The sequence below is a fragment of the Hathewaya proteolytica DSM 3090 genome (assembly GCF_900142225.1).
In the GTDB taxonomy this organism is placed as follows: Bacteria; Bacillota; Clostridia; order Clostridiales; family Clostridiaceae; genus Hathewaya; species Hathewaya proteolytica.
This window is the reverse complement of the sequence record NZ_FRAD01000028.1, coordinates 24,321-30,772: the sequence shown is the minus strand read 5'-3', so window position 1 is coordinate 30,772 and position 6,452 is coordinate 24,321. Positions and strand designations below refer to the sequence as shown.

8 protein-coding genes are annotated in these 6,452 nt (G+C 34.5%); all 8 read right to left on the bottom strand.

The window, feature by feature from the left end:
* The coding region (locus tag BUA73_RS12495) for an HTH domain-containing protein (RefSeq protein WP_341465319.1) at nucleotides 1–216 on the bottom strand (216 nt) is incomplete at its 3' end.
* Nucleotides 217–336: 120 nt separating this feature from the next.
* Nucleotides 337–1,191, bottom strand: coding sequence for an RnfABCDGE type electron transport complex subunit B (locus BUA73_RS12490; protein WP_072904451.1), 855 nt, complete (start codon nucleotides 1,189–1,191; stop codon nucleotides 337–339).
* 12 nt (nucleotides 1,192–1,203) lie between these two features.
* The gene (locus tag BUA73_RS12485) at nucleotides 1,204–1,779 is read right to left on the bottom strand and encodes an electron transport complex protein RnfA (protein ID WP_072904450.1); all 576 of its coding nucleotides are present in this window, start codon (nucleotides 1,777–1,779) and stop codon (nucleotides 1,204–1,206) included.
* A gap of 23 nt (nucleotides 1,780–1,802) precedes the next feature.
* A complete protein-coding gene (gene rsxE / locus BUA73_RS12480) occupies nucleotides 1,803–2,489 on the bottom strand; it encodes an electron transport complex subunit RsxE (RefSeq protein WP_072904449.1) in 687 nt (228 codons plus the stop codon).
* Between the two features lie 2 nt (nucleotides 2,490–2,491).
* Complete coding sequence (locus tag BUA73_RS12475; protein WP_072904448.1) at nucleotides 2,492–3,076, bottom strand: RnfABCDGE type electron transport complex subunit G; 585 nt, start codon at nucleotides 3,074–3,076, stop codon at nucleotides 2,492–2,494.
* 1 nt (nucleotide 3,077) lies between these two features.
* Nucleotides 3,078–4,013, bottom strand: a complete 936-nt coding sequence (locus BUA73_RS12470; protein ID WP_072904447.1) for an RnfABCDGE type electron transport complex subunit D — start codon at nucleotides 4,011–4,013, stop codon at nucleotides 3,078–3,080.
* 33 nt (nucleotides 4,014–4,046) lie between these two features.
* Complete coding sequence (rsxC, locus tag BUA73_RS12465) at nucleotides 4,047–5,372, bottom strand: electron transport complex subunit RsxC (RefSeq protein ID WP_072904446.1); 1,326 nt, start codon at nucleotides 5,370–5,372, stop codon at nucleotides 4,047–4,049.
* Nucleotides 5,373–5,690: 318 nt separating this feature from the next.
* Nucleotides 5,691–6,197 (bottom strand): QueT transporter family protein, encoded by a 507-nt coding sequence (locus BUA73_RS12460; protein WP_072904445.1) that lies wholly within the window; start codon nucleotides 6,195–6,197, stop codon nucleotides 5,691–5,693.
* Nucleotides 6,198–6,452 lie beyond the last annotated feature (255 nt).

Genomic DNA, 6,452 nt, shown 5'->3' with positions numbered 1-6,452 from the left:
TTTGCTTGCACTCCAAATTCTATCATTACCTAATATATCTATATCAAAGCCTGCATCAATAAAAATTTGAGTTGGCAAATATCCCTTGTTATATTCAGCAATAAACAATGATTTAAATTCATCTGTATAAGTAATTCCACGTTTACTTACAGATTTTACATATTTATTCTTTGATAAGACATCAATCTCTTCATCAGAAAATAATTTCTTGCTCATTATATTCACAACCTTTCTATTACATTGTACAAAAAAAGATCCTGTAGGAGTAGACTTTTTTTTATTGTCTACTCCATAGGATCCATTTTAGTTGTCCGCCTAGTGTTTTATTTTTTTATTTTAAACTGTAGTCTTTTCAGGTTCAGATTTTTTTTCTTCTGATATTTTAGTTTCTGTTTTTAAACCAAAGGGTTTTATAACCTTTACCGGACACTTGTTTACACAAGTCATACAAAGAGTACATTTTGTTTTGTCCACCACAGGTAAATTGTTTTCCATGGTAATTGCACCAGTTGGACAAAGTTTAGAACAAACTCCGCATCCTATACATCCAACAGAGCAGACGTCTTTAACTTCTTTAAGTTTATCTTTTGAGTTACATTGAACTCTTATTACAGCGGAAACTGGTTTTAGTTCAATTAGACCTTTAGGACATGCTTTAGTACAAGCTCCACAGCCAGTACATTTTGAATCATCCACTAGAGCAATTCCGTCAACTATGTGGATAGCATCGAACTGACATGCTTTCACACAAGAGCCAAGACCTAAACATCCATAAGAACAAGCTTTGTCGCCAGCTCCAGGAATAACAGCTGCTTCATTACAATCCATGGTTCCGTAGTAATTTCCAGAGTTTTTTGCTTTCCCACAGCTTCCGGAACATTTTACAAAGGCTTTTATTGGTTCTGCATTGCTTACTTCTACGCCTAATATGTTTGCAACATTTTCTGATACTGAAGCTCCTCCAACCACACAACCATTGGCAGGGGCTTTTCCGTCCACTACAGCCTGTGCAAATGCATCACAGCCAGCATATCCACAACCACCACAGTTTGCACCAGGAAGACATTCTTTAATTAAAATAACCTTTTCATCTACTTCGACGTGAAACTTCTTTGAGGCAAAACCTAAGCCTAAACCAAACAATAGACCTAAAGCAGCCATTACTAGTACTGGACAAAGTATTTCCATCATTGTCATTACCTCCTATCCGATCAAGCCTTGGAATCCAAGGAAGGCAATGGACATAAGACTTGCTGTTATAAGTGAAATAGGAAGTCCCTTCATGGATTTAGGCATATTTGTACATCTTTCAAGTCGTTCACGAATACCTGCTAACAAAACAATAGATAGCATGAAACCTAGTCCTGTTCCAAGACCGCTGACAAGAGCTTGAAGTAGTGAATATTGGTTGCCAACGTTGTTTATAACAGTACCCAATATTGCACAGTTAGTTGTTATTAGTGGAAGAAATATTCCAAGGGAATTGTACAATTTAGGACTTTTCTTCTTAAGGAACATCTCAACCAGTTGAACAAGGGCAGCTATAACTAGTATGAAAACTAGTGTTTGCATATAATCGATACCGAAGTATAGTAAAAGCTTATTGATAAAGTGGGATATAAATGATGAAAGCATCATAACAAAAGTTACGGCACCACCCATACCAATAGCTGTTTCTATCTTTTTTGAAACTCCAAGGAAAGAGCATATTCCTAAGAATTTAGACAGAATAACATTGTTGATAAGTAATGTGCTTATAAAAATCATAAATAAATTCATTCTTAAAACCTCTCCTTCCTATATTAATTCTCTTGTTTAGAACAACCTTTATTGGATGCACAGTTACAACAATTGCCATCGCATCCTTTAAACTCTGTTATTCTCTTATTTTCTTGCTTTTTCTTGTCATTATACCAGTTAATTAATGCCATTAGGATTCCAAGAGTTAAAAATGCTCCTGGCGCCAATATCATAATAGTTGCAGGTGGGAAGGAAGCTGGTAGAACAGCATATCCAAGGATTGTTCCAGCGCCTAAAAGCTCTCTTATAAAACCTACTACTGAAAGTGAAAGGGTAAAACCAAGTCCTTGACCAATACCATCAAACATAGAAATACCAGCCTTGTTTTTTGAAGCAAAAGCCTCGGCTCTTCCAAGTATTAAACAGTTAACTACGATAAGTGGAATAAATATTCCTAAGGAATCGTATAACTCTGGCAAGAATCCTTTCATCAAGAATTGAAGCATACTAACAAAGGTTGCAATAACAACGATAAAAGAAGGAATACGCACTCTATCTGGCACTAAATTTCTTATTAGAGATATAACTAGGTTTGCGCCAATAAGCACTGCAGTAGTTAACATTCCCATGCTAAATCCATTAATTAAACTTGTAGTTACAGCAAGTGTAGGACACATTGCTAGAACTTGAACAAAGGTAACATTTTCAGTTATAATACCATTTTTTAATCTTTCTAAAGGAGTATACATTCTTATTTACCTCCTTCTAAATTTTCTTTATAGAATGTAACAATATCATTTACAGCATTTGTAACGGCTTTTGAAGTAATTGTAGCTCCTGAAATAGCTAAAACTTCATTTTCAGGAGAAGGATTGCTTTTTACAACATTAAGTGGCTTCTTTATATCCTTATCCTTAAAATTATCTTTGAAAAAGTCTTTTGTACAGTTTTGGCCAAGTCCAGCGGTTTCTGACTGAGATATAATCTGTATGCCTGTTATTTTGCCTTCAACCGAAACACCAGCCATTAAGGTTATTGTACCTGCATATCCCTTTGTCTCAGCTTTTATAGCATAACCAACAACTTCAGAGCCTTTTTTTGCTTCATTTACTTCTGTAATTTTTCCATCTTCTTTTAAAGCCACATTTGATTTATCAAAGGTATCAGCCTCTTTAAATAATTCTTTCATAGCTTTATCATTGTTTATTTTTTCTTGCTTTGCTATAGGTTCTTTTGTAACATTAAAAACTATACCAAGAATTAATCCAGCTATAAGTGTTACAACAAGAAGAATAGCACCTAGCTTAAATATATTGTCTTCATTTTTTAAATTCATACTATTTTACCTCCCCGAATTTTTTAGGAGTTACGAATTTATCTATTAGTGGAACTACGAGATTCATTATTAATATGGAATAAGAAACTCCTTCAGGATAACCGCTTCCTACAAGACGGATGATACTAGTCAATACTCCACAACCTATGGCAAAGATAATTTGTCCCTTTTTAGTCATTGGGCAAGTAGTATAATCTGTAGCCATAAAGAAAGCTCCGATCATAAGACCGCCACAGAAGATTTCATAAAGGGCATTGCCAGTGAACATGCCGTTTCTTCCAATTACATAAGTTAATAAAGCCACAGTTCCAATATAATAAACTGGTATATGATATGAAATAACTTTTTTATAAAGTAAGTATGCAGCTCCAATAAGCAATGCAAGTGCTGAAACCTCACCAATACATCCACCTACGTTTCCAAGGAAAACATCTTTAAGTGAAGAAGTTAGAGGAGCACCAGTTTTTAAAAGAGCTAGAGGGGTTGCAGTTGTAGCTCCGTTAAGTGTCCATGTTGTCATAAATGTAGGCCAACAAGCTAAAAGAAAAGCTCTTCCAGCTAATGCAGGGTTAACGATGTTTTGGCCAACGCCTCCAAAAAATTGTTTTACAACAATTATGGCGAAAATGCTTCCAAGAGCCACCATCCAAAGCGGAAGGGTGGAAGGTACATTTAGTGCTATAAGAAGACCTGTTACTAATGCACTAAGATCTGAAACCGTAATTTTTTGATGAGTGCATTTTTGCCATATATACTCTGTCAATGCAGAAGAACCCATGGCAACGGCAATAACAAGTGCAGCATCCATGCCGAAAAAATATATACCAGCTAAAGCTGCTGGAGTTAAAGCTATTAATACGTCCCTCATTATCTTCTGAACAGTGTTATTACTTCGGATATGAGGAGATGAGGATAAAGTTAACATTGATTCGCTCATTAATTAGTCACCTCTTAAAATCTATTTAATTACTTATTTTTTTCTTTTATTTGCAAGAACAGTTCTTTTAGCTACTCTTATAGATTGTAGTAAATGCCTTTTTGCAGGGCAAGTAAAGGAGCAACATCCACACTCTATGCAATCAAGCCCATTTAGCTTTTCAAATCCCTCTAAATCACCTGCAAGGGATAAGTGTTGAAGGCTAGTTGGATCTAAATTCATTGGACATGCATCCAAGCATTTACCGCATCTTATACATGCAGAATCCTCTGGTAGAACTGCAACAGCTTCGTTAAGGGCAAGGACTCCGGAAAATCCCTTAGTTATAGGCACATCAAGTGAGCTCATTGTCATTCCCATCATAGGACCACCCGAAATAAGCTTAATAGGATTTTGTGAAAAACCACCACAAGCATCTTCAATGAGTTCTCTTACGGATGTTCCGATTTTAACTTTAAGATTCTTTGGTTCTTTAATGCATTCGCCAGTTACAGTTACTATTCTCTCGGTTATTGGCTTTCCAAGGATTATGGCATCATGAATAGCTTTCATGGTAGCAACGTTTTGAACTATGCAGCCAACATCAGCAGGTAGTTTTCCAGAAGGAACTTCCCTATGGGTGATAGAGTAAATAAGCTGTTTCTCAGCTCCCTGTGGATATTTTGTCTTTAGTACTTTAACTTCTATGTTTTTCTCGGAAACCACAAGTTTTTTCATGGTTTCAATGGCATCGGGTTTGTTATTTTCAATGCCTATGTATCCTTTGGCATTTGGAAATAGTTTTAATATTATTTTTAGTCCCTCTACAATAGTTTGACCATTTTCAAGCATTAATCTATGGTCACAAGTTAGATATGGTTCACATTCCGCAGCATTGACAATTATAGCGTCTATGTTTTTGTCTGGCGGAGGAGAAAGCTTTACATGGGTTGGGAATGTCGCACCTCCCATACCAACGATACCAGCTTCTTTTACAAGATTTATAATTTCTTCATTTGACATGGAATTATAATCTTTTGAGTTTAAATTTGTTTCCACAGGAGTGTATTCATTATCATTTTCCACGATAATAGACATGCACTTAGTTCCCATAGCTGTCAGGACTGGGGATATATTTTTCACCTTTCCTGAAACACTGCTATAAATTGGAGAAGATACAAAACCAGTAGCTTCACCGATTTTCTGACCTACATGAACAATATCTCCCTTGCTTACTATTGGGCTACATGGTGCACCTATATGCTGAGATAGAGGAAACACTAAGTCACCTTTAGGTAAGTACTCTTCAATGGCTTTTTTTTCAGTGAAATGCTTGCCATGGGGAGGGAATATTCCCTTTTTGAAAGTCAATAGTTTCATCGTAAATTACATCCTTCCTAAAATATTAATTTAAAATCTAATAGATATATTAATTATAGATATTTTAAATAGATAATTGAAAAACTCGTCCAACTTTATTATAATGCAAAAACTACTTTCTTACTAGTCAATTTTAACTAAAACTTAAAATTAAAGCGAAAAGTGAATAGTTAAAAAAATAACAATAGAAAAAACGGGAATTTTTTCATGCAAGTGAAATTATTTTTAATAAGTAAATAAAAAAAGCATGTCCACAAATAAAACTTATGGACGTGCTTTTATCCTTATTTTATAAAAACTAAGTGTATAATCCTATAGTTACTTTAAAGTATTTTTTATTGCAATACTTTTTTCTATAAGTACAATCAATGGTATTCCAATTCCGTAGCAACAAATTAATTGTCCTACACCCACGTATATCATATTAAGATATAGTGGTACGTTTTCAGTGTAAAGCTTTGTGATCATAAGTCCAATTATAAGTGCATTGACTACAACTGGGGGAAGTGGGGCTAACCACTTTTTAAAAGGAATATTAGATTTTCCAATGAAGTAGGTAATAATAGATGCAATAAGAGTTGCCATGGAGCCAAAAATAAGGTCTGGCAATCCCATAGGGCTGATTATATTGGATAAAACGCATCCAATAAAAAGGGCTGGGATGGCTAAAGGTGAGAAATAAGGTAAAACTGTTAATCCTTCAGCTACTCTAAATTGAACAGGGCCGTAGCTTAAAAATGATAGGGCCGCTGTAATGGCAGCGTATACAGAAGCTAGCAAAGCTATTACTGCAATGCGCCTAGAAATATTTTTTCTTTGTACCATAATTTAATTCCTCCTAGTTTTGTTTTGAGACAGGATGGTTACGAACTGTCTATATTTTTTTCACGAATACAAGTATACCATATTATGCACTATTGTGCATAATAATTTAAAGTAAGGTATTAAAAAAACATTGTTAAAAAAATATTTAAATTGATAATTGTTTTATATGATGATATATTATTTTTGTGTTATAAATTACGCAATTAAAAATAAAATTTGCGTAAATAAAGGTTATGAATCGTTAAAACTTTAACA

What these genes read in the sequence shown, in the direction of transcription:
- BUA73_RS12490 (WP_072904451.1), bottom strand. Translation starts at nt 1,191, where the DNA reads ATGATGGAAATACTTTGTCCAGTACTAGTAATGGCTGCTTTAGGTCTA.
- BUA73_RS12485 (WP_072904450.1), bottom strand. Translation starts at nt 1,779, where the DNA reads ATGAATTTATTTATGATTTTTATAAGCACATTACTTATCAACAATGTT.
- rsxE (WP_072904449.1), bottom strand. Translation starts at nt 2,489, where the DNA reads ATGTATACTCCTTTAGAAAGATTAAAAAATGGTATTATAACTGAAAAT.
- BUA73_RS12475 (WP_072904448.1), bottom strand. Translation starts at nt 3,076, where the DNA reads ATGAATTTAAAAAATGAAGACAATATATTTAAGCTAGGTGCTATTCTT.
- BUA73_RS12470 (WP_072904447.1), bottom strand. Translation starts at nt 4,013, where the DNA reads ATGAGCGAATCAATGTTAACTTTATCCTCATCTCCTCATATCCGAAGT.
- rsxC (WP_072904446.1), bottom strand. Translation starts at nt 5,372, where the DNA reads ATGAAACTATTGACTTTCAAAAAGGGAATATTCCCTCCCCATGGCAAG.
- BUA73_RS12460 (WP_072904445.1), bottom strand. Translation starts at nt 6,197, where the DNA reads ATGGTACAAAGAAAAAATATTTCTAGGCGCATTGCAGTAATAGCTTTG.